This is a genomic window from Photobacterium sp. GB-72 (assembly GCF_003026095.1).
Taxonomy (GTDB): Bacteria; Pseudomonadota; Gammaproteobacteria; order Enterobacterales; family Vibrionaceae; genus Photobacterium.
On sequence record NZ_PYNV01000012.1, the window covers coordinates 107,687 to 130,622 of the forward strand.

Consider the following 22,936-nt stretch of genomic DNA (forward strand, 5'->3'; position numbering starts at 1 on the left):
CGACAAATGCCGAGTCATTCACTGTCACTGGCTGTTTTGTCACGATAGTCATTATTGTGATACCAGATCTGTAGCTTGTAATGTTTTTGGATAAAACCATTTACTATCTAATATTCAGTTAGTTAAGATTGTGGTTAGTGATGGGGATGAACAAGGATGTATGATGAAAAAACGGTTTTATTACCCAATGGTTGCGGCTTTCATTTTGCCAACCTTCTTTAAATCTGCGTTTGCCGATTACAGTAAAGAGTTTGATCAGTGCATTGATACGTTAGGAGCCTATAGCCCAGCCGTTGTTAAATGTATGAACGAGGAATTATCGAAAAGGGATAAATTGCTCAATACGGCTTATAAGCAATACATGGCGAGAATCCAAGATTTTCGTAAAGAAGATCTAAGAAAAACCCAACGATTATGGATTCAATACAGAGATGCTAAGTGTGGCATGTTTTATCATAGTGAAAGTGGCTCTGGTGGATTAGAGGATTTACACGACTGCCTAATTACAGAAACTATCCAGCGCACGAAAGAGCTAAATGAGGGTTGGTAGTGTAAGCATGAAAGGGGCTGCAACGTCTTTCTATAATGTTATAAAAAAGCCCGATTTTTTAAATCGGGCTTTTTTATCTATTCTTTCTAATTCTTATTTGCTAATAACGCGGTGGTTAATAAGGGGCGATGCTTGGATCAATACACTGGAAAATCTGACCATTAGCATCATTTCTTAACAGCAATTCATGGCTTAATCGTGCGACTTCTCCCCGAGTGATCGCGCCATGCACTTCTTTATGTTGTGATAACTCACCTAGCTGGGTTGGCTCGCCATCTTTCAGTCCGCCAGGTCGTAGAATCGTGTAATTCAAACTGCTGCTTTGTAGCCAAGCTTCAGCGAGTGTTTTTTCACGTACTGCGCTGCCAAACCCTGCTTTTGCACGGTCTGAAAGGTATTGCCAACTATCACCACAACCCAGTGAAGTAATTAACAATAAGTGTTGTGAAGTGCTTTGTTCTAATGCATTTGTTAAGTAGCGGTGACCAATGTAATCGACGGGTGTATCAGAGCGAAAACTGCCCATTGTCGAGATATTAAAAGTGTTGTCGGGTAGTGCTGATACAGCCGCTTCAACTTGTTGTTTATCTGTTGCATCACAACAAAGGGACGGTATGTTGTGCTCGGCAAGCTTGGTATTTTTATTCGGGTTACGTGCAATGGCGATAACGTTCATACCTTGAGCATAAAAGTAATCTACCATTGCTGCGCCTAATCCAGTTGAAGCACCCCAAATTGCAATATTCATTACGTAAAAATCCATCTCAAATAACAGTAATGATAATAGTTTGCATTATTCTAATGGTGGAGTCATTAGTTTGGTTGATTATCTGTTTGTTATTAGTCGACTTAGAGAATTGCGTAAATGAAAAAACGTTGCCATCTTAGTGATGACAACACTTTGATTTATATACTGGCTTTTGTTTCAAGAAGTCGCTTAGTGCGCTTGTTTAACTCTCTTTGTTGTCAAACAGGGCGTTTGAGTTTTCGGCTTAGCCGCTCAATATTATTCTGTTAGCGGTAGCTCTACCTCACCAGTGGCACTGGTTCCCCAGTTAAAGGTTTTATCGTCTTTCCCTGTAATTTTCGCTGTGCCGTTTGCCAGCCAGCTATGTTGGCTATTGGTATCTTCATCATAATCAAATGGGGTGGTACCTAATGATTCTGCCGTCCAATAGGTGACATCTACGGTTTTATCGTCACGGAAGAAGCCTCTGAACGATGCGCTATCTGATCCTGTTTCATTCACAATAAAGTGAATCGCGTTATCATCAACAAGGCGATAATTTAATGTGCCATCGCTAATGCTAGCAGCATGAAACTTGACGTTATCTTTGGTTTGAATTTTGAAGTCGGTTTCACTAGAACGGGTAATATCAAGCACGCCACTGATCAACGAAATGCTAGAAAACTGAGTTTGGCTTACTGCGTCTTTATGATCGGCGATGTTACAGGTAAAGCCTGTCAGCGTCAGGCTAGGATTTTTGTTTGATTCAGCCGTCAAACATTGGCCACCAATATAAATAATCAATGTATTAATGTCAGTTGAGATCTGGGCATAATTTTGTTTTTGTTGGCTCGATAAGCTATCGATATTTAGCCCAACGGTTTCTACAATCGCATCTTCAGCATCATTAGAACCACACCCCAGCAATAAAGCCGATGCTAAAGCTAAAAGACTCCATTTTTTCATAGCATATTCCTATTGTTTATGTATGAAAGATCCCAACAAAAAAGTCAGTATCTAAGTAATCGTACTTTTGAGATTAGCTAAAGCTTTTTGATTTGATTGTCTTGAAAGTAATACTGTTATTCAATTAAAGATCATCGTTTCTTATGTAATAGGCACTCGGTATTTAGCACTTTTCTGTCGCAAATTGTTCACACTGGTAGCGATCAATCATGCGGTTGATACTTTCAGGTGAAAGTAAAAGGTGTGGCTTACTCGGCAGTGATAACACTATATCAACCACAGGTAAGCTAGGCAGGTGCGGGGCGGTTAGCTCGATCAGATCATTCGGCATGCTGCATTTCGCCATCGCAGAAATTGCCAAGCCTTGTCTTACTAAGCCTTTGTTTGCCGTTGCACTGCTGCAACAACTGACGAGCTGATAATGGCGGTTACGTTTTATGAAGCCTTCAATGGCGGCATCGTGGAATTTACAGTCGCGTTGGAATAATACAATTGGTAAGGGTTGCAGGTTAACAATGTCGTGATGTGGCGAGCCAACCCATATACCTTTGTCGGTTTGGAGAAAATAGCCTTCTTGTGAGGTAGGTGAACGGGTAACAATAGCAAGATCAAGTCGATTACTGTCAAGTAAACCTTTTAAATATACGCTTGGCGCACAAGTGATTTGCAGGCTAATGTGTGGGTGTTCTTCACGGAGTAAAGCCACAATGTAGGGCAAGATAGACTCCGCATAATCATCAGGACAACCAAGGTGGATGGTTTGTTGCGGTAACTTGTTTTTAAGTTCTAGCAAGGCTTCATCGTGGGTTGCGATAATTTGGGTGGCATGCGTTGCTAAGCGTTGCCCATCTTCTGTTAATACCAGCATTCGACCATCTTTAGTAAATAGCTGAGTATTGAGTTCATCTTCAAGCTTTTTCATCTGCATGCTTATGGCAGATTGAGATCGAAAGCTTTGCTTGGCTACGCGGGTGAAACTGCCAGTTTCTACGAAAGCTAAAAAGCTTCTTAATGCATCAATATCCATATGATATCCCTCTATTTAGCAATAAAAACATAGCGTTAAATCACTTCCATAACAAGCGGTAAATACTTCAATATTATTGATAGTTGGTATTCGTATTTTACGATAGTCGAATCGTGCTTTGCTGATTACAGTTAACTTTATCAGTGAGGGCGATAAATTGCTTTCAGTTCAAACCCAGACAATACAAGGAGTGGTTATGGTTGTTTATGGCGATTTACAGTCGGGAAATTGTTTGAAAGTGAAGTTGATTTTGTCACTGCTAGGGATTGAGCATCAGTGGCAGCATATTAATATTTTGGAGAACGAAACCCATACGCCTGAATTTTTAGCGTTGAATCCTAATGGAAAAATCCCTGTTGTGGTGTTGGATGATGGCCGAGTGCTGTATGAGTCGAATGCGATTTTGAGTTATTTCGCAGAAGGCTCTGAATATTTACCCCAAGACAATTTTCTAAAAGCTAAAGTCTATCAATGGTTGTTCTTCGAGCAGTATTCGCATGAACCTTATATTGCGGTAGCACGTTACATTCAAGTTTATTTGGGTATGCCAGCAGACAGAGTTGAACAGTATGAAGCGTTACATGCAAAAGGCTATAAAGCCCTCGATGTGATGGAGCAGCAATTGTCGAAATCAAACTTCTTGGTAGGTGACAGCGTCACGATAGCGGATTTTGCATTATATGCTTACACCCATGTAGCTGATGACGGTGGTTATGATTTACGCGACTACCCACACATTAAGCGTTGGTTAAAAGCGGTCGGGCAGTTACATGCCAGTGTCGATCTGAAAGAAGCGGTGTAATGTGTAATTAGAGGGATAAAGGTATGTCACTTGTTATGTCAGATACGTTATTGACCGGATAAAGAGGTGTATTTGAATTTCATCGACGCAAGTGGTTGCCTTTATTGGAAAAGATCAGCGGAAAACATCACGGCTATTTTCTTCCATCTGAGGGTCGAATAACACTGCCTTAGCTTTTGCAGTTCTAAGAGCCTCACTGCTTATGAACCGTATGGAAGGGATAAATTTGCAAAGCAATAGATCGCATTATCAAATATGAGCGTAGTTTATTATCCGACTTTTTTGAAAAAGGAGAATGACGAATCATGAAGCTGGCACAATTCAATATCGCAAAGGCAAAATACCCATTAGATGCACCTGAGATTAAAGACTTTGTTGATAACTTAGATAAGGTGAATGCGATAGCTGAAAGCTGTGATGGCTTTGTATGGCGCTTAAAAGATGAATCTGGTGATGCGACGAAAATTCAGCTATTTGATGATCCTTCTATCATCGTCAATATGTCGATTTGGGACTCGGTGGATGATCTTAAAAACTTTATGTTCCGCACGCATCATAAAGATTTTATGCGCCGTAAAAGTGAATGGTTCCATGGCTTAACGGAAGCTAATTATGTTTTATGGTGGGTTGAAGATGATGAGATCCCCACGCCACAACACGCTGTGTCGCGACTTGAGCATTTGCGTGAACATGGCGAAACGCCTTATGCCTTTTCATTTAAATCCCGTTTTACGCCAGATGACTTATTGTTGCTGGATGAGCTGATTATAAGTAATCGATGAGTGGCGGGTATTAAAAATTCAATCTCAGTTTGTTTGTCAGTTGGCGGCTATGATTGGTATTAATGGTAGAACAATCTAAGCCAAAAAAGGTGTATGTCATGTTTACTGTTAAAGAAGCCACCCTTGATGATTTAACTCACGTTACGCCTTTGTATGAGGCATATCTGACGTTTTATGAAGTAGATTATAGCGAGAAAAACCCACTTCAATACCTGCAACAACGCTTAGGAAATAAAGAGTCGGTTATCTACTTTGTGGTTGATGAACAAGGGCAATATGTTGGTTTTACTCAATTATATCCGCTGTTTTGCTCGCTTGAAATGAATCGTACTTGGTTGCTTTATGATCTGTTTGTAACCGAATCTGCTCGCCAACATGGGGTTGCGCAGTTGCTGCTTGATCGCGCTGATCAGTTAGCGAAAGAAACTCAGGCCTCTTTCATTATGTTAAGTACTGCTATCGATAATTTAAAAGCACAGAACTTATATGAAAAAAATCACTACGAAAAAGACACTGAGTTTTTTACTTATCTAAAGCATTGTTAACGTTAGCGTTGATTTCTGGTTTTTCATTAGTTTGATGGTTAAAGATCTTACTAGCAATAAAGGCTGTAAATGGAATGGTAAGCACAATACCGATACTGCCTGCCAAACCGTGAATAATGCTTAACGCGATCACTGGGGTATTCATAAACTGTTCAACAGGCATTGAAAGACCCCAGACCATCATGATGGTGGTGAGCGAGCTACCTGCAAACGCTAAAATTAACGTGTTTGTCATGGTTCCCATGATGTCTTTGCCTATGTTCATGCTGGCAAGCATCAATTGCTTGGGAGTGAGTTTAGGATTGGCTTGTTGTAGCTCTTGATACGATGAAGCAATTGAAATGGCAACGTCCATCACGGCGCCTAGCGCGGCAATCATAATGGTAACAAACATCAGCCAACGCACTTGAATAGGATTTTCTGTGGCAAGGTAAATGACATCCTCACCTTTATCTAAGTAAATACCTGATAGGTGTGCCCATTCGCCAAAGGTTTGAGCAAAAATACCCGCCATGATAACGCCAACTAAGGTGCCTAATATCGCACACAGACTTTTCTTGTTATAACCAGAAACTAGGATGAAATTAACGACAATTTTTATTGCCATTAATTCGATAGTGACCAAGGCTGGGTTTATTCCGTCAAATATGGCTGGAATTAATACGCCAATGATCAGTGCGGCAGTGAAATACAGTGAAATCACAGCGTTTAAGCCTGCGCGTCCACCAAACAATAAAATAAGCCCAATAAAGACCAGTGCCATGGTGTAGATGGGAGTAGTACGCTGGTGGTTAAACGCCCAAAAATGGCTGCCGTGAATGGTTTCGCGGATCATCAATATGAATTCTGATCCTTTATCCAATAACACGTTATGTTGACGACTTAATGGGTTATTGATTTCAACGGTTTCATTGGCATGCTCACCTTCAAGTACTTTGATTTTTAGGTGTTGTGTACCGCGATATATCCCAGGCGCTAAATCATCTTCAAAGACATTTTCATCGATGATGTTTTCCACTTTTGCGGAGACGAAATGCTGAGATTGTGTTTTATTTGGATGGAAAGATTGGCTCAACAAAGGGGAGTAAAGAAAAATAGCTGTTGAGAGCGCAAAAATCATGATCGGGAAAACGTATTTTTGAAACATGTGGCCTACAGAGATAGTCATAGATAAAAAGCGGTAGAGGGTCTCTACCGCTTAGGGTGTTGAAAGCTATAAACGATTAAATTTTGTTATTTGGATCAACCGTCCAGCTACAGCCAAGGTTGAGTGCTTCTTTCGTTGCACTGCCGTCTGCTTTATAGGCTTTGTTTTCGAAATAACTGGTTGGATCGTTCATGTTTAGCGCATGACTAATACTTGGGTATTTCACGTTATCTGGGTTGATATGAATACACAGTTGTTGATGAGTAAACTGTTCCCAGATATCGCTATTAGCACGGTTCTTTGTGATTTCACCGTTCGGTGCTAACTGCTTAATTTGCCAGTTATTCGTGGTGTTTAGGTGCTCATCGTTGATGCTAATACCGTTATGCTCTGTTACGTAAGCGGTGATCATATCTCGGATTGCTGGAACCGTTGCATCACTTGAATCGTAGAACACATCATCTTTCGTGAACCAACCATTAGTGACCCCTTGGGTACCAAAGCGGTATGAGTTTAATGCTAGTTTGTATGTCGCATTTGGATCAAACGCTTTGCCGTCAACAAGGGTGATGTCAACACGATCACCTGCAGGCTTTGTAAGGTCAACGGTGTATTCAATGGCACCATCGAATAAGTCGTAGTTATACGCTTGAACTTCTGGATTAAATGAAACGGTTAAATCACCTTCTTTGTAAGTATTGAAGTAGTTGTATGACCACTCCATGTACTCTTTAAGGTGTGCACCTGTGATGTTTACGCCAATGAGTGCGTTATCGTATTTGTACAGGTTTGCGGAGTCTTTACGTTGGTAGTCTTGACCATCACGTAGGTTAGAAGTGTCGCTAAATAACGCAGCAGCAGAAATTGTCGCCCCTGATTTTTCACGCTCAATGAACTGAATTAAGTCAATCAGTGCGCTGTCTTGTACTTTTGCTTTGTGAATGGTGCTGTATAGTCGCGTACCTAAGTCATCAACAAAGTAGTCATCGTTTGTTGCTTCATCAGCACCGCCACCGTTAACAAAGTCACCGTCTACTTTGCCCAAAGTTTCACGAGCATCTTCTACAGAACGATCATGAATATCTTGGTATTCATCAACCATGTTCTGATTTTCTGCGATCTCTTTGGTATCAAGGTTAGAAAGGGTGGTATCAACGATTTTCCATTTACCTGACGCATCTTTTTCAACGTCAATTTTCGCCATGGCTAAATCTGAACCCCATTTACCCGGTTCAATGATTTTTACTGAACCTTGGCGATTACTGTCGTCGTATTTACCTGATTTTGCTTTGTCTTCAACTAGGCCACTTTTCACACTGATGTCGTTACCGGTAGGATCGCCTTTTTTCACGGTTTCAATGTAAGTTGCGTGTTCGTGTCCTGCCATGATCACATCAAACTTGTCAGCCAGCTCTGCGGCAATGTTGTATACGCCCACACCTTGATCGGTTCGACCTAAGTGCAGCGCACCAACAATAATATCTGGCTGGTGGCGAGCAATAACATCGTCAACGACAGCACGTGTTGCATTTAGCTCGTCTTCAAACTTTAAGCCTTTGAAATGCTCGGGTGCTGATGCTTCCCAGTTAGGGACATAAGAAGGGGTTAAACCAATAACCGCTACTTTACAGCCGTTAACGTTATAAATCTGGAAGCCACGCAGATAGTTTGCGTTATTTGATTCCCATTTGATGTTGCTAGAAATTACCGCGCCATCAAAGTTTTCTAAGTTACGGTCAAGGAATGAGCGATCAAAGTTAAATTCGTGGTTACCGGGCACCCATAAGTCGTAATTAAGATATTGTAAGGCATCGATCATTGGATGCGTTTCCATATCATTAAATAGCTGTGCTGAATTGCCTTGTACCGTATCACCGATATCTAACAGAATAAGGTTAGGATCTAAAAGGCGTTGTTGCTCTAAGATAGTAGCAATACGGGTTAAACCTGCGTGTTTGTCTTCAGCATCAATGGCATAGTCATAGCCGCGAAGGCGACCGTGTAAGTCAGACGTTGCAGCCAATGTGATGGTTTGTTTGTTTACTTGTTGATCACCTTTACTCACCACTTCTGGAGTGTGGGTCAGTGTTTGTCCATCAATAACTTTATTGTTGTCATCATGGTGGTGGTGGTCATCATTACAGCCAACAAGGGCAATAGAAACAGCTAGGCTTAATGATAGAATTTTAAATTTGCGCACTATTCGAGTTCCTTAACGAATAAAAGATAGTTTCTTGGTAGGGGAGAAACGGCGCGATAATAGGAAGCGAATGTAAGCGTTGTGTCAGCGTTATATGATGCTTCTGTCATTGATTTAAATAATGGGACTTTGCTTGTAAATTCTTATTCTGAATGATTTAGGCTATTAAGATAAAAATATGAAGAAAGGTGAAATAAGTATGGCTGGTCAATATTGTGTTGTTTTAACAACGTTTTCAGATCCCAAGGTAGGGAAAACTATTATCAATGAGCTGATTAGCCAACGTTTAGCGGCGTGTGTACAGGTGATGCCTATTCAGTCTTATTATCATTGGCAAGGTGAAGTGAATTGCGATCAAGAGCAGCAAGTGCTCATTAAAACCAAAACATCATTGTTTGAAGAGGTTAAAGCCACGATTGTTGCGCTTCATGATTATGAAACCCCTGAAATCATTCAACTACCGATAACAAATGGTTTTGGTGATTATCTTTCATGGATAGACAAAGAATGTCGCTAATTTAACCCAGTAAGTTAAAAACAGTGACTTTTCTTTGATTTATCTATTGGGTTTAGGTAAAACTAAAGCATATATTGTGTTGCTAATTTGATAAATAACATAAATTTTCACCTTAAAAGAGAACGGTAAGGTAAGGCAACACACAAGGATGAGATAAACCGTGGCAAAAGACATTGCTACGGCTTTATAAAAATTAAGCAGGTGTTATCTATTAAGGGTAAAGCACTGTGACAACATGGAAGTGAGCATTTATGTCGGATCAATATCAACCCACCCCTGAATCTGAACTGCGTGTCCGTTATAACGACATCACACGCGGTGTTTATTTTATTGGTACAACCCCACCAAAAACCAGTACACCGATTGAAGATGTTGAAGGCATTGCTGATCGTTTAGTTGATCGTATTCGTGATCTCGCGATTGATGGTTTGATTGTTTACGATATTCAAGATGAAGCATCACGTACTAATAAGCCGCGTCCGTTCCCTTTTAAATCGACCCATGATCCTCGTCATTACTCATCACTTTTAAATAAGAAAACCGACCGTCCTGTGATCACTTACAAGAGTGTGGTGCAGTCAGAAACGGAAGCGTTTGATGAGTGGCTAAATGAAGCGTGGGATGAGTACCGTGTACGTGACATGGTATTAGTGGGTAGTCCATCGGCGAAAAATGATGTTTCACTGCCATTATCTACGGCATATCAAACGCTGGCTGAAAACCGTAATGACTTCTTTACCGGCGGTATTATGATTGCTGAGCGTCATGCTAAGAAAGGTAATGAGCATGAACGTTTAATTGAAAAGTATAAGCAAGGTTGTAACTTCTTTATTTCTCAAGCGATTTACGATACTCAGGCGACGATTGATATTCTGACTCGTTACGCGATTGAGTGTAAAGAGCAAGGCTTAAAACCGCAGCGTATTATCTTAACCTTCTCACCTTGTGGTAGTGCAAAAACGTTAGAGTTTATTGAGTGGCTAGGTGTAAGCGTTCCTGAAGCAACAAGTTTGCGTATTTTGAATGCGGAAAACCCACTGCATGAGTCGATTAAGATGTGTTGTAACAGCTTAAATCAGATCTTGGATGCGGTAGTGGAGTATGACTTACCACTGGGCTTAAACATTGAAAGCTTAACTAACCGTAAAGAAGAAATTGACGGTTCTATCTTACTTTACAAGTTGCTACGTTCTTCAATGGATAGCCACTTAGCAAAGCATGAATTCCGTTTGTTAAAGCGTAAAGCTCGCGCGAATAAACTCGCATCTGCTTAACGTGTTCTAGTAACAAAGATTGTTAATAAAAATGGCTACCGACTTGAAAGAGCGGTAGCCATTTTTGTATCTGTTTCTTTTTTAATTCTCTTTAGAGAGAGTAGCGTTAAGGTTTAGGTATTTGGCAATTTTTTTCTGAGGCGGGTTCGCAGCCTCCGGTACATAAAATATCACCAAGGTCGTTTTTTATCGCAAAGCCACCATCTTGTTTGGAACACTGGTAGTTATCTTGTCGGTCTTTGATGCATTGCCCTTTACCACATAGTGGGTTGCCGAGTTTATCTGCGTAGATATGACCAAAAGGCGGCGGGCATACATAGTCACCTAAGGTTGTTTTTAGACAGTAACTAGCACTCCATGACGGGAGAGAAAACAAGAGTAATGTTGCTAATAATATCGATCTCACCATGTATTCCTTTTCGCTAGTTTGAAAGCGGTAACGTTATTAAGCTATATGACGTATTAATAGTGGCTAGGCTTATATTTGCTAATAGTGATGTAATTATAGTGTGATTGTGTGAGAGAAGCTGAGACAGATAAAAATCAGGAATAATTCTGATCTTGCGTCTTTGATTAATGCGACACAACGGTAAAAAGAGAAACTGATACGTTAAACAACGAGTAAACGAAAACAGAGATGATCTCTGCTTCCGTTACTGTGCCATTAAAAGGTGTCTTTACTTATTAATAAGAGCAATATCACGAATATATTCAGCTTGCACTTCTTTAGTGAAAGCATTGGGTCTTAATGCTTGAACTTGGCTAATGATGTCTTCTAATTGCCAGTTTTTTTCTAATAATAAGTGGGCTGCAAGTAAACCAGTCCGGCCTGAGCCACCCATACAATGTAGCGCGACTTTTTCCCCGTTATCTAATGCTTGGTGTAACGCAGGGGAGATTGCATCCCAATGCGGTTGAAAGCTTTCATCTGGGGCACAATCATCTTTTATTGGGGTATTGAACCATTGAAGCCCGACTTGCTGAACAACCAGTGGTAACAGACCCACTTTCTTTGCTTCCATTTCTTTGATGCTTAATGCTGTGACAACAATTGTGACACCTTTTGCTTTCAGTTGATCAATGCTGTCAACTAATGGCGTGCCTTTTGTTCCTGGACAAGGGGTTAGTACCAATCCTGCTGATTTATTGCTTATTGGTAATTCCCATGTTGGATGTGTCATGCGGTATATCCTTATCGTCTTTTCCATTTCTAAATAGTTATACACGGTAATTATGACACATATGATAATTCATATGTATTGATTTAAAAAATCTCATTAATGTTTGACCTCAGGTTTACTTGAGGTTTTATCCTATGTTGAGATTTATGAACTGAATAAGGACGTTTTAATGAAAGCGATAGGTATTGTTTATTTCTCGAATACAGGCATCACAGAAGCTTTAGTCGAGGCTTGTTGTGTCGAGTTAGTATCAGATCCTGTAGAGATTATTATGCATAAGATAACGGGAACAGAAATTATAGAAGGGCGATTTGTTAATCATGAAATAATGGAAAAACTTCAGCACTGCCAAGCGATTATTTTTGCCTCTCCAACTTATATGGGATCTGTCGCGGCACAATTTAAAGCTTTTGCTGATGCGACAAGTGATCAATGGTGCGATCAGAGATTATCAGGAAAAATAGCTGCAGGAATAACTTCTGGTGGCTCACCGAATGGCGATCAAACTGAAACGCTACGGTATTTCCAAATATTAGCATCGCAACATGGCATGATTTGGATGGGAATAGATAGCCCTTCAAATTTCAACGCATTGGGAGTGAACCGCTTAGGATGTCAGGCTGGTGTTGTTGCTACCTCTGAGGACGGTAAACCTGATGCTAAAGATATAAATACGGCAAAATACTTAGCACGTCGTATCTATAATTTTATTCAGTAACTTGACGTTGGATCAGCGCTTATCAAAAAAGTCTTTATTACGAATATACTTTTGCATGAAGTGATAACTAAAAGGGCGCATGATCCAACTTATTATTGATCGTGATAATCGTATGATGGTGGGAATGTTTTGATATATTTTACCGTTGTGCAACCAGAGCATTTGCCCAACGTGCCAATGCATAAAAGGAATCGCGGGCAGAAAGGTGACAATATCTAGATCACAACAGATACGGTAGGTTTGTTGATGCAATGGGTAGTGTTTTTTAAAACTCCAAAATCCTGTTGCTGGCTGCCCAAAAGTGACTACACGCTTTATTGCATTTGGATAATATTGGTGTAAGTAGTCAGCACTGAGTACCGCCATTGCACCACCAGACGAGTGACCAGTTAAGCTAATGTGCTTACCGGATTCAATTAAGGGTTTTATTACGGCTTGGATCTGTTTAATGATTTCGTTGTAGTTCGATTGATTGCGGTGTGAGGTTAAATATGATGCTTGAAAGATATCGAGCTTTTGGCTATCGCTTAAATCTGGATGGCATTGATGAAAAGCATAGTTACGTTTTATGCTTTTTTGATGTATTAGATAATGATAACCCCAATGAACGTAATATGGCTTAGGTTGTGATTCGATTTTTTTCGGGAAACATGCAAGGTTGAGTAGCCAATCCCATATGTTTTGCGACCCTTTAAAGACTAAGACGACTTCTTTACTCTCGCCCCATAAAATACGAATAATAGTGCGTCCCCAGCGATCGACAATTTCTTCTCTGCCCTCAGGTAAAAAACCATATTGGGTATGATCAAAATCATCAGGGTAAGCCAGCTGACATAAAATCGCATATTGTTCATATTGATAGCGTTTTAGTTTATTCATCGTATTCTTTTTTTAGTTAACTTATCACCAGCATAAACACGGTATTTATCAATCTAATGACAATAAAAGAATACAGGGAAAGTCCAACCTAACACGTTCTGTATTAGGTCGGACTTAAATTAATGAGCACTCAGGGTAAATAAACTCTTTTGGGGGAAAGAGCCTAAGTTAATGTTCATTAAGCTACAAATGGCTTTGTAGACTCATCAATATTTCAATAGGTATCACACTGTAAGTAGAGCAAAACCTGTTTTCATATCGACTGTTATATTTTTACGCTAAAATGAGGAAGTTAAAAGAGAACAATATAGGGAATAAGGTTTCCTCTTTATGAGCGGTCAACGATTAAAATTGCAATTCCAGCGTTTGTACAACCATTACTCAGGTAGGAATACTGAGACTAATCTTCATGATATTTCAGAGGTTCTATTTTGTACGCGTCGTAATGTGCGCATGGTCATCAATAAGATGGTCGATAAAGGCTGGATCGATTGGCAACCTGCCGTTGGGCGCGGAAAGCAATCACGCTTAATATTTAATAGCACTGACAGTGAGTTACAATTTATGCAAGCGCGTAAGTTAGTGACTGATGGCAAACTAGAAACAGCCTTGTCTGTGTTAGATAATAATGCTGAAAAACTGGTGCAATTGATCCATGAGCAATTGGGTATTTCGCATGTTCATGGCAGGCAAATTGTGCGACTACCTTATTACCGTAGCTTCGGTAATCTTAATCCTCTCAAGCCGCTTCGCCGCTCTGAACAACACCTTGTTAGACAAATTTTCAGTGGATTAACCCAATTTAATGAGGAAAAAGGGGAAGTTGAACCTGATATTGCTCATGCTTGGGAAATGATCTCGGTAAGACATTGGCGTTTTCATATTCGTCCAGCAATCCGTTTTCATGATGGGCGGTTACTTGAAAGCGATGATATTATTCAAACGTTTAAGGAAGTGAAACAGCAAGCATTGTTTAAGCATATTGATGATGTTATTTCGCCCTTTGCTAATACGATAGATGTGTATTTAAAACGGGATGATTTTCACCTTCCTGCTTTACTCGCGAATATCAGTGCTGTTATTCAGCCTGCAAAGGATCATCGTCGCTCTGATGCAACCGCATTTCCTGTCGGTACGGGGCCTTATAAAGTCACGATTAATGATAAGCAGCGTTTAAAACTTGAAGCATTTGATATGTATTTTGGTTTTCGTGCCTTAACAGACGTGGTGGAAATTTGGATTTTAACGGGTTTTTCTGCTTGTTATTTAAAGCCATCACTAGAGTTAGCGCAGACACAAAGTGCAACCGTATCTAATAAGCTAAGCTTAGATCAAGGCTGTAATTATTTATTATTAAATAAAAATAAAGGCTTAGCTCAACAAAAAGTTTGGTTAGATTATTTTCAATCTCGTTTAAACAGCTTGAGTATTATGCGTCATTTAGATCTTAATAAAGTCTCTAACTTTAAGATGATTAATGCCTATGGCTTATTACCAGGATGGGTTTGTGCAACGGATTACCCACACGATATTGTTGTGCCAACGACTAAACGCTCTGTGACACTGGCCTATCAACAAGAACATCCTATTTATCCTTATATTGCTGAATTGATAGCTGAAATATTAGCGAAAGACGGTATTACGCTTAAAGTGATTGAAATTGCCTTTGAAGATATCATGCAAGGCAAACAAGCCGACAAAATAGATCTCTGGTTAAATGGCATGAGTCTTGGGAGTGATCGAGCCGATGCGATATTGCCATGGTTATATAACTTTGAGCAAATTGAACGCGCTATGCCACCTCAAGCATTCACGCAGCTTGATACTCTTATTGATAATTGGCGGATGAATATTACCCCTGAATTTCCATTAGAAGAGATCCAGAATTTATTGGTCAATTGTGGTCAAGTATTACCCTTATTCCATACGTGGTTAGGTGTTGATGGTAACGGTGAATTAGAAGGGATGTCGTCTAATCAATTAGGTTGGTTTGATTTTAAATCGGTGTGGGTAAAACCAAGACACTAAGTCATGTCATTAAGTTTTGAAGTGAAAATCAGAAGTAGGCGTTAAATAACGCCTACTGTATTTAGATTAATTATCGTTGTGATTTTCTTCAAATTCGAGAATATCACCAGGTTGGCATTCAAGTAATTCACATAACTTATCTAAGGTTGAAAAGCGTACTGCCTTCGCTTTACCGTTTTTAAGAATAGATAAGTTTGCCTCTGTCATCTCCATAGCTTGAGCCAATGCTTTTAATCGCATTTTGCGTTTAGCCATCATGACATCTAAGTTAATACGTATTGTCATCGTCGGCTCTTAAATGGTTAAGTTTTGTTCATCCGCAAGAATATAAGCTTCTTTCATTACCCATGAAATTATCAATACGATTAGTCCCATAATAATGGTGATAAAATCTATACCCAAAAAACTAATAGCGATCATTCTCTGTCCTGGTGGATTATTGAAGCTAAGTATGAGTGTCATAATTGGTTGATAGAATATTGAGCCACCGACCCAATAAAATATGCTATAGCCAAGTTTTTGATAAATAGTTGCATTTTCTAAGGTAAAGATATTGTTATTTTCATAATTACGGAAGAGTTTAATTAACTTTGTTAAAGCATACATGATAATTGAGCAATAAATGAGGCTAGCTAACGTTGCGATGAGTCTTGTTGTGAGTGTTAATGGCACTTGAGTAATGTTGTGTAAATCATCATACGATGTTTGTACTATTCCAGTGTTCGTTAAATAGGCATATGGCGTATCAATGGTTAGCCAAAAATAGCAAACTAATATAGGTGTTAAAACGAAAAATAGTTGAAACAGTAAACGAGCTCTTTTACTTTGCTTTTGGATATTAGACATGTATTACCTCTTAAGTTGATGAGGCAAGGATAGAGACTAAACTAGAGATAAGCAATAAAAAATTATCGTTTTACGATAATTTTTTGTTTAAATATTTGTGGTTAAAAAGTATTGTTGACTGTAATGTTTTGATAGATAAAGAAAAAAAGAGCAATATTCACTTTTCTAGGTGGAAAGTGAATATATACTCGTTTTTAGGTTCCGGATGGGATTTAATTTTTTGCCGAATATTTTAAATTCAAATGCTGCTGTGATTCCATAAAAGCGACATGTAGGTTAATGAGTTGGACACTTTCTTGCTGCCATTGAGGATCGGTTTGATGTTGGCAAAACTCCACCATAGCAACAATGATTCGATCTAGCTTTTTTAAGCTCCAACGCTTTAGTTCTGCGCTATAACTGGCATCACATACCACGGCTTGAAGTTTGGCATAAGAAAGTTGAATGTAACCAAATGCCTGCTCGTTATAGCCTTGATGTTGATAATATTTAGTTAAGCGAAAACACGCATCTAGCCAGTAGGCTAGAGCTTCACTGCCAGTCTCATTGTCTAATTCATCCATCATGCTGCTAGGCGTTTGCTGAATGAGAGTAACCAACTCTGAAAAATCATGGTTATGGTTGGGTTGGTACCACCCTTTAACTGATTCTAACCAGCAGTGAAGTGTCATCATGCGATTTTTTCCTCTTTAAGTGCGTTGACTTCTGATTCATCCCAGTTTGCTACAAAGTGATTGTCAGCAACTTGGCGATGTCCTGAAACAGACTTCAAACTTATTGCACGGATCTTATCGGCGCTCTGTGAATAATCAGGTTCTGAATCCACGAGTTTATTAAAGGGTAGATCAGGATCGGGCACTGCAGAGATTAATAATTTAGTATAAGGATGCTGTGGGCTACGTAAAATAGAGCGAGTGTCTCCCCATTCAACAATACGGCCACGGTACATTACAGCGGTTTCTTCTGCGATATAATGTGCAGTAGCTAAGTCATGCGTAATGTATAAAAAGCCAATACCAATTTTATCTTTCATCTCTTTCATTAGGTTCAACACACCTAATCGAATAGAAACATCAAGCATTGAGGTGGGTTCATCGGCGAGGATGATTTCAGCACCCACACCAATTGCGCGCGCTAGGTTCACACGTTGACGTTGACCACCACTGAGCTGATGGGGGTATTTATCAAGATCTTCAATCGGTAACTCAACCAATTCCATTAGTTCATTTAAACGCTGCTCTATTGCGTCTTTACCCTTCACTTGTTTATGAATTAACAGTGGGCGAGTAAGGTGATGGCGAATAGTATGAGTGGGATTTAACGATCCAAAAGGGTCTTGGAATACCATTTGGACTTTACCGCGATAATTCAATACATCTTTACGTTTACGAATAGTATCGACATTATCGCCTTTAAATAAAATTTCACCTTCCGTTACGCCGTGAACTTTAGTAATGAGCTTTGCACAGGTACTTTTACCACAGCCGGATTCGCCAACGAGCGCTAAAGTGCGCCCCTTATAGAGCTTAAAGCTGATATTATCGAGAGCACGAAAGATTTCAGTCGAACCAAAACCACCGCCAGCAGTGAACTCTTTCACCACATTATTTAATTCAATAATTGGTTGTTCCATTACGATATTTCCTCTGCTGAGATAGAAACGTGTGGGGCGTCTTCATGAATGTTAGGGAATGATGCCCATAACTTTTGGGTGTATGGGTGTTGAGGATTGTTACGTATTTCACGTGCTTGATTGACTTCAACAATTTCACCGTATCGCATCACGGCAATGCGATCACAAAGTTGACTCATAAGCGCAAGATCGTGAGTAATAAATAACACAGAGAAATCGAATTCTTTACGTAGTTGATATATTTGCTGCAAAATCTCACGTTGAACAACAACATCAAGCGCCGTGGTTGGTTCGTCCATAACAATGAGTTTTGGGTTGAGGCATAGCGCTATCGCAATAACGAGCCTTTGACGCATACCACCACTAAATTGGTGTGGATACTCGGATAAACGCTCGCGAGGGATATTAACCAGATCTAACAGCTTTTCGGCACGTTCTTTTGCTTGTTCATTGCTGTAGCCAAGGTGGTGGCGCATTACATCAGCAAATTGCTCTTGAATAGGGAGTACGGGATTTAATGAGTTCATTGCACTTTGGAATACCATTGCAATGTCTTTCCAGCGAACAACGCCCATTTGTTGTTCAGTTAATGCGATAAGGTTTGTACCGTTGTATTCAATACTGCCTTTTGTGATAAGTGCTGGCGGCTTGTGTAAGCGATTAATAGCAAAAGCGATAGTACTTTTACCACATCCCGACTCACCCGCTAAGCCGAATATTTCACTTTTACCTATATCAAAATTTACTGATTTTACGGCTTTAAAGTCGCCATTGTCTGTAATGTAGGTGACTTCGAGATCACGTACTTTCAGTATTGGGTCTGAATGAAACGCTTGTTCCATGATGCTCTCCCTGCAAAAATAAAACTACATGATAATGAAAGTGATTATCATTAATATTTAAACAAATTAAAGGAGCAAGAAGAGGGTTGCAAAGGTTCAAGTTAAAGAAAGTGAGGCAGGTATCAAAAAATCATGTAAAAGTTGAGTGTCGCAAAAATATATACCACAAGAGTAATTATTATTTGTGAAAAGATTCCATATGGCAGCAATAACAGAGATAAAAAAGAAAAGCCCACACAAGATCACATTGTAATTTTGTGTGGGGGGGGAGGTGAAAGATCAAACAGCGGCTTTTAATGCAGAGATAAAAATATCAATATCGTCTTTTGTAATGTCTAAATGAGTGACAAATCGCAATGGGTTTCCAGTTGAGATCAAAATGTTTTGTGCTTTTAATGTGGTCGCCAATTGGGTTTGATCTATCTTACTATCGACTTTTGCAAATAAGATATTTGTTTGTACGTGACTCGTGTTTACTTCAAAACCATTCACTGTATTTAATTGTTCCGCTAAGTATTTAGCATTGGAATGGTCATCGACTAAACGACCTGTATTTTCAGTCAGTGCAATTTTACCCGCAGCGGCAATGATTCCTGCTTGGCGCATGCCGCCACCAAGAACCTTACGCCAGCGACGGGCTCTGGCTATTAGTGCTTGATCACCCAGTAATAGTGACCCAATTGGCGCACCTAAACCTTTTGATAAACAAATGGTGAAAGAATCAAAATATTGAACAATTTCTGTAATATCGACATTAAGTGCGGTGGCTGCGTTATAAACACGCGCCCCATCAAGGTGAAGTTTTAGGTTATGTTGTTCAACAAATTCACGCGCTTGTTGAAGGTAGGTGAGCGGTAACACTTTACCATTGATGGTATTCTCGAGGCTTAAAAGTGTTGTGCGGGCAAAATGAGGATCGTCTGGTTTAATTGCTGCTATCAATTTTTCGAAAGGAAGTGTGCCATCAGCGGCATTTTCTATCGGTTGAGGTTGGATCGAACCTAAAACGGCTGCACCGCCACCTTCGAATTTATAATTATGTGCCTGTTGGCCACATAAATATTCATCTCCACGTTCACAGTGTGCCATTAATGCCAGTAAATTAGCTTGAGTGCCAGAACTACAAAAAAGTGCGGCTTCAAATCCATGGCGTTCCGCTGCAAAAAGCTCTAAATCATTAACGGTTGGATCGTCGCTATAAACATCGTCACCCACAAGTGCTTGGGACATCGCTTGACGCATTGCGGGAGAAGGGCGAGTTACCGTATCTGAACGAAAATCTATCATTTATTATCAACTTCCTATTCTGTTTTATTCACTATATCACTGTGTACTATTTGGTTTCTATAGTCGTAGATCCTTGTTATTAAGCATATGATGACACTATGTTTAAAACAGAATATTTGATAGTTATATTAATACGGCATTCGCATAAAACATGTCCTGTAAAGCATCTACACTTTAATAGTTGGTTGTTTATTATGCAATTACTGAAGAGACTCTGAGTACGGCCACACTAGGAGGATGATGTGATGTTAGTGGAACAACGTGATTTTACCTTACTTGGTAAAGTTCAGCGGCATGCTCATATTAGCGTAATCCCAACGGGTAAGTTACGCGTTAATATTCTTGAGGATAATGCAGAGCAAGAAGCTGAATTCTCGCAATTATGGTTTAGCAGGACCGGAACAAAAACATTATTAGTCTGTCGAGTTGAATCAAAAGTCAATTGGCAACTAGATCTTAGAAACCAAGACGCGAAAGAGCTCGAACACCTTATTGAATCGGCGCAAGAAGATTATGAAATCTTAATGCGTGATTTATAACTATCATCAATCTTGTTGAATGGTTTGGTGGGGCAATTTGTGATTTTACGATATGAGTGTGTTTAACCCTGCTAGTAACTAGCAGGGTTTTTTCAGTTTCTAGGTTTAGGTAAAATGAGGCTTGCTTTCAAACCGCCGCGCTGGCTTTTGCTTAAAATTAAATCACCACGATAGCTATGCGCTAGTTCATTCACGATGTTTAATCCAAGCCCTGTTCCAGGGGTATTTTCATCTAACCGCACTCCACGGTGAAGTACTTGCTTGCATTTTTCTTCTGCAATACCAATGCCGTCATCTTCAATGACAAGGGTAATTTGACCTGATTGGTTCGACTCTTGGTAGACGCGAATCAAAGAGTTAGCCCATTTATAGCTGTTTTCGATTAAGTTACCGATCATTTCATCAAGATCACGGCTTTCTACTGCAACCATCACACTGCTATCAAGCTCGTTAACTAAGATCAGCTCTCGATTTGCGTAGACTTTATCCATGGCTAAGGAGATCGCATCCACTCGACTAGAAACGGCGGTTTTTGCCGCTAGGATATTCACAGCGCCAGCCATACGAGCACGACCTAAATGATAATCGATGTGCTGTTGTAACTGCTGGAGAGCGGGTACTAGCTTGGCTTTTGTTGGTTCATCGAGTAACGCGACTTCATTATTCAAAATAGCGATGGGTGTTTTAAGTGCGTGAGATAAATTCCCTGAATGATTACGTGCACGTAATAGTAGCTCTTGATAGTGGAAGAGTAAGGCATTTAAATCATCAATAACCGGTTGTATTTCAACAGGATATAATCCAGTTAGTTCTGTAGAATGTCCTTCACGCACTAGCTTTAAATTTCGACGCAATTTACGTAGAGGCCACAGTGACCAGCTGACTTGTAGCGTGGTAAGTGTGAGAATACCAATTGCCATAATGGTTAAAATTAACCATAAACCTCGCGTTAGTTGTTGCAAGGTCTTGAGTAATCGATCCTGATTGACGGCAACGGATAGTTCTACTGGATAATCACTATCAGGCAGTAGGAATTTACGTTTAACCACGATTAAGGATTGTTTATTAGGACCTTCAAAACCCTCTTCGCTATTCCCTGAAATGGTGGTGTCCCATAACGAGCGTGAACGTAGATGTTGTTTGTTGAGTTTGAGTGACCAATACAAACCGCTATAAGGGGAGTTAAATCGCGGGTTTGATAATCGACCATCAAGAAATACACGACCATGCGCATCAATATCGACAAGCGCTGTAATTTGATCAAGGTATAAATAAAGCTGGGTTTTTTCTTGGTCAATAAGGTAGCTTTTAATAAAGCTTGGCACAAGATAACCAGCCGTGAGTGTGATCGCTAATAGCCATATTGCAGAAGCGCTTAATAGGCGATTACGAATACTTGGCTGGCCTTTTTTCCGCATATTAATTCGCATTAATCCGATATCCAAGACCGCGAACTGTTTTTATTACATCATTGCCAATTTTTCGACGTATACGACCAATGAAGACTTCAATTGTGTTGGAATCACGATCAAAATCTTGCTTATAGATATGTTCCACTAATTCTGTACGTGAAATAACCTTATCAGTGTTATGCATAAGATAAGATAACACTTTGAATTCAAGTGCTGTAAGATCAATGAGTTGACCTTCCCAAGTCACCTTGGAAGTACGTGTATCAAGGCTTAAATTACCAGCTTGAATAACAGGAGAAGCATTACCTGTAGAACGGCGAAGTTGCGCTCTAACACGAGCGACTAATTCCACCATCTGAAAGGGTTTGGTTAGATAATCATCAGCGCCTGCATTTAAGCCATCGACACGTTGTGTGAGTTCATTACGTGCACTTAAAATAACGACAGGGCAGTTTACATTTTCTTCACGAATACCTTTTAATACGGTAATACCATCAAGTTTAGGAAGACCCAAATCTAAAACAATAGCATCCCAAGGTTCTGATGTTGCACGATAGAGGGCATCAATACCATCACAAGAAAGCTCTGCCACCCAACCGCTTTGTTCTAAACCAGCGATAATTTGTTCGCCTAAAGTTACTTCGTCTTCTACGACAAGAATTTTCATTTTGGAGCCCTGATGACATTTTCTAAATGTCGTCCTTTGATATTTAACATTTGTAAAGATTGAGCTTGATATTCAACTTTTATTATATTGTTTTGATTATCAATAAGCTTTAGTTCATAGATCCACTCACCATTGTCTTCGTTGAGCTCTACTTTAATTATACGTGCTGATAACTGTTGAGAGACTTTATGTTGAAGGGCTGAATAAGGCTTTATTAATCCTTTCTCGACAGCTGTCATTACATCATCGTGATGCTCTTCATCGTGGGTTATCGGCGTTGCTAATGCACAGAAAGTCAACGATCCGAGAAGCCCGACTATATATAAATATCTATGACGTATTTTCATATTTATAATTGTAACGTAAC

At 39.7% G+C, this 22,936-nt stretch carries 26 protein-coding genes; 9 read left to right on the forward strand and 17 right to left on the reverse strand.

Annotated elements, in window-relative coordinates; genetic code table 11:
• Window positions 1-163: 163 nt before the first annotated feature.
• Window positions 164-550, forward strand: a complete 387-nt coding sequence (locus C9J40_RS14240; protein ID WP_107247280.1) for a lysozyme inhibitor LprI family protein — start codon at window positions 164-166, stop codon at window positions 548-550.
• A 115-nt stretch (window positions 551-665) separates the two neighbouring features.
• Here C9J40_RS14240 and C9J40_RS14245 read toward each other — a convergent pair whose 3' ends face one another.
• From C9J40_RS14245 to C9J40_RS14255, 3 genes are all read right to left on the reverse strand, one after another.
• Window positions 666-1,298: an SDR family NAD(P)-dependent oxidoreductase gene (locus C9J40_RS14245; protein ID WP_107247281.1), complete on the reverse strand. Its 633-nt coding sequence runs from the start codon at window positions 1,296-1,298 to the stop codon at window positions 666-668.
• A 258-nt stretch (window positions 1,299-1,556) separates the two neighbouring features.
• Complete coding sequence (locus tag C9J40_RS14250) at window positions 1,557-2,243, reverse strand: hypothetical protein (RefSeq protein ID WP_107206902.1); 687 nt, start codon at window positions 2,241-2,243, stop codon at window positions 1,557-1,559.
• A 163-nt stretch (window positions 2,244-2,406) separates the two neighbouring features.
• Window positions 2,407-3,270, reverse strand: a complete 864-nt coding sequence (locus tag C9J40_RS14255; protein WP_107206903.1) for a LysR family transcriptional regulator — start codon at window positions 3,268-3,270, stop codon at window positions 2,407-2,409.
• 196 nt (window positions 3,271-3,466) lie between these two features.
• Between C9J40_RS14255 and C9J40_RS14260 the strand changes: the two genes are divergently transcribed.
• The 3 genes from C9J40_RS14260 (at window position 3,467) to C9J40_RS14270 (ending at window position 5,399) form a co-directional block, all read left to right on the forward strand.
• Window positions 3,467-4,072: a glutathione S-transferase family protein gene (locus C9J40_RS14260; protein WP_107247282.1), complete on the forward strand. Its 606-nt coding sequence runs from the start codon at window positions 3,467-3,469 to the stop codon at window positions 4,070-4,072.
• 305 nt (window positions 4,073-4,377) lie between these two features.
• On the forward strand, window positions 4,378-4,854 hold the full coding sequence (locus tag C9J40_RS14265; protein ID WP_107206905.1) for a DUF3291 domain-containing protein: 477 nt from the start codon (window positions 4,378-4,380) through the stop codon (window positions 4,852-4,854).
• Window positions 4,855-4,952: 98 nt separating this feature from the next.
• Entirely contained in the window at window positions 4,953-5,399 is a 447-nt protein-coding gene (locus tag C9J40_RS14270) for a GNAT family N-acetyltransferase (protein ID WP_107206906.1), read from the forward strand.
• On the opposite strand, the gene C9J40_RS14275 is transcribed toward C9J40_RS14270, so the two are convergent.
• Together C9J40_RS14275 and C9J40_RS14280 are read right to left on the reverse strand one after the other, a co-directional pair.
• A complete protein-coding gene (locus C9J40_RS14275) occupies window positions 5,377-6,546 on the reverse strand; it encodes a YibE/F family protein (protein ID WP_107247306.1) in 1,170 nt (389 codons plus the stop codon). The two genes, C9J40_RS14270 and C9J40_RS14275, sit on opposite strands and share 23 nt — an antisense overlap.
• A 76-nt stretch (window positions 6,547-6,622) precedes the next feature.
• Entirely contained in the window at window positions 6,623-8,746 is a 2,124-nt protein-coding gene (locus C9J40_RS14280; protein ID WP_107247283.1) for a bifunctional UDP-sugar hydrolase/5'-nucleotidase, read from the reverse strand.
• A gap of 199 nt (window positions 8,747-8,945) precedes the next feature.
• Between C9J40_RS14280 and cutA the strand changes: the two genes are divergently transcribed.
• A complete protein-coding gene (gene cutA, locus C9J40_RS14285) occupies window positions 8,946-9,263 on the forward strand; it encodes a divalent-cation tolerance protein CutA (protein WP_107247284.1) in 318 nt (105 codons plus the stop codon).
• A 251-nt stretch (window positions 9,264-9,514) separates the two neighbouring features.
• Window positions 9,515-10,537 (forward strand): methylenetetrahydrofolate reductase, encoded by a 1,023-nt coding sequence (locus C9J40_RS14290; protein WP_107206910.1) that lies wholly within the window; start codon window positions 9,515-9,517, stop codon window positions 10,535-10,537.
• Window positions 10,538-10,643: 106 nt separating this feature from the next.
• Here the strand turns inward: C9J40_RS14290 and C9J40_RS14295 are convergent, their stop codons facing one another.
• Both C9J40_RS14295 and C9J40_RS14300 read right to left on the reverse strand, forming a co-directional pair.
• Complete coding sequence (locus C9J40_RS14295) at window positions 10,644-10,946, reverse strand: hypothetical protein (RefSeq protein WP_233217807.1); 303 nt, start codon at window positions 10,944-10,946, stop codon at window positions 10,644-10,646.
• A 268-nt stretch (window positions 10,947-11,214) separates the two neighbouring features.
• Entirely contained in the window at window positions 11,215-11,718 is a 504-nt protein-coding gene (locus C9J40_RS14300) for a cyclin-dependent kinase inhibitor 3 family protein (protein WP_107247285.1), read from the reverse strand.
• 169 nt (window positions 11,719-11,887) lie between these two features.
• Here C9J40_RS14300 and C9J40_RS14305 point away from each other — a divergent pair, with 169 nt between their 5' ends.
• Window positions 11,888-12,436 carry a flavodoxin family protein gene (locus C9J40_RS14305; RefSeq protein WP_107247286.1) on the forward strand — a complete coding sequence of 183 codons (549 nt, stop codon included), beginning with the start codon at window positions 11,888-11,890 and terminating at the stop codon, window positions 12,434-12,436.
• 12 nt (window positions 12,437-12,448) lie between these two features.
• On the opposite strand, the gene C9J40_RS14310 is transcribed toward C9J40_RS14305, so the two are convergent.
• Window positions 12,449-13,315 (reverse strand): DUF2974 domain-containing protein, encoded by an 867-nt coding sequence (locus C9J40_RS14310; protein ID WP_107206913.1) that lies wholly within the window; start codon window positions 13,313-13,315, stop codon window positions 12,449-12,451.
• Between the two features lie 330 nt (window positions 13,316-13,645).
• On the opposite strand from C9J40_RS14310, the gene C9J40_RS14315 reads away from it, so the two are divergent.
• The gene (locus C9J40_RS14315) at window positions 13,646-15,343 is read left to right on the forward strand and encodes an SgrR family transcriptional regulator (protein ID WP_107247287.1); all 1,698 of its coding nucleotides are present in this window, start codon (window positions 13,646-13,648) and stop codon (window positions 15,341-15,343) included.
• 66 nt (window positions 15,344-15,409) lie between these two features.
• Here the strand turns inward: C9J40_RS14315 and C9J40_RS14320 are convergent, their stop codons facing one another.
• The 6 genes from C9J40_RS14320 to ltaE form a co-directional block, all read right to left on the reverse strand.
• Entirely contained in the window at window positions 15,410-15,628 is a 219-nt protein-coding gene (locus C9J40_RS14320; protein ID WP_005364730.1) for a helix-turn-helix transcriptional regulator, read from the reverse strand.
• Window positions 15,629-15,637: 9 nt separating this feature from the next.
• Window positions 15,638-16,189, reverse strand: coding sequence for a DUF2975 domain-containing protein (locus tag C9J40_RS14325; RefSeq protein WP_107206915.1), 552 nt, complete (start codon window positions 16,187-16,189; stop codon window positions 15,638-15,640).
• A gap of 212 nt (window positions 16,190-16,401) precedes the next feature.
• Complete coding sequence (locus tag C9J40_RS14330; RefSeq protein WP_107206916.1) at window positions 16,402-16,863, reverse strand: hypothetical protein; 462 nt, start codon at window positions 16,861-16,863, stop codon at window positions 16,402-16,404.
• Window positions 16,860-17,822, reverse strand: coding sequence for an ABC transporter ATP-binding protein (locus C9J40_RS14335; protein WP_107247288.1), 963 nt, complete (start codon window positions 17,820-17,822; stop codon window positions 16,860-16,862). The genes C9J40_RS14330 and C9J40_RS14335 overlap by 4 nt, the downstream gene beginning before the upstream one ends.
• Window positions 17,822-18,664, reverse strand: coding sequence for an ABC transporter ATP-binding protein (locus C9J40_RS14340; protein ID WP_107206918.1), 843 nt, complete (start codon window positions 18,662-18,664; stop codon window positions 17,822-17,824). Before C9J40_RS14340 ends, C9J40_RS14335 begins: the two co-directional genes overlap by 1 nt.
• 279 nt (window positions 18,665-18,943) lie before the next feature.
• Window positions 18,944-19,951, reverse strand: coding sequence for a low-specificity L-threonine aldolase (gene ltaE / locus C9J40_RS14345; RefSeq protein WP_107247289.1), 1,008 nt, complete (start codon window positions 19,949-19,951; stop codon window positions 18,944-18,946).
• Window positions 19,952-20,196: 245 nt separating this feature from the next.
• Between ltaE and C9J40_RS14350 the strand changes: the two genes are divergently transcribed.
• The gene (locus tag C9J40_RS14350) at window positions 20,197-20,490 is read left to right on the forward strand and encodes a hypothetical protein (RefSeq protein ID WP_107247290.1); all 294 of its coding nucleotides are present in this window, start codon (window positions 20,197-20,199) and stop codon (window positions 20,488-20,490) included.
• 92 nt (window positions 20,491-20,582) lie between these two features.
• On the opposite strand, the gene C9J40_RS14355 is transcribed toward C9J40_RS14350, so the two are convergent.
• From C9J40_RS14355 to C9J40_RS14365, 3 genes are read right to left on the reverse strand one after another with little or no spacing between them, the layout of a single operon-like run.
• Window positions 20,583-21,920, reverse strand: coding sequence for a sensor histidine kinase (locus C9J40_RS14355; RefSeq protein ID WP_107206921.1), 1,338 nt, complete (start codon window positions 21,918-21,920; stop codon window positions 20,583-20,585).
• On the reverse strand, window positions 21,910-22,569 hold the full coding sequence (locus tag C9J40_RS14360; protein WP_107206922.1) for a response regulator transcription factor: 660 nt from the start codon (window positions 22,567-22,569) through the stop codon (window positions 21,910-21,912). The genes C9J40_RS14355 and C9J40_RS14360 overlap by 11 nt, the downstream gene beginning before the upstream one ends.
• The gene (locus C9J40_RS14365; protein WP_233217632.1) at window positions 22,566-22,808 is read right to left on the reverse strand and encodes a PepSY domain-containing protein; all 243 of its coding nucleotides are present in this window, start codon (window positions 22,806-22,808) and stop codon (window positions 22,566-22,568) included. The genes C9J40_RS14360 and C9J40_RS14365 overlap by 4 nt, the downstream gene beginning before the upstream one ends.
• Window positions 22,809-22,936: the final 128 nt, after the last annotated feature.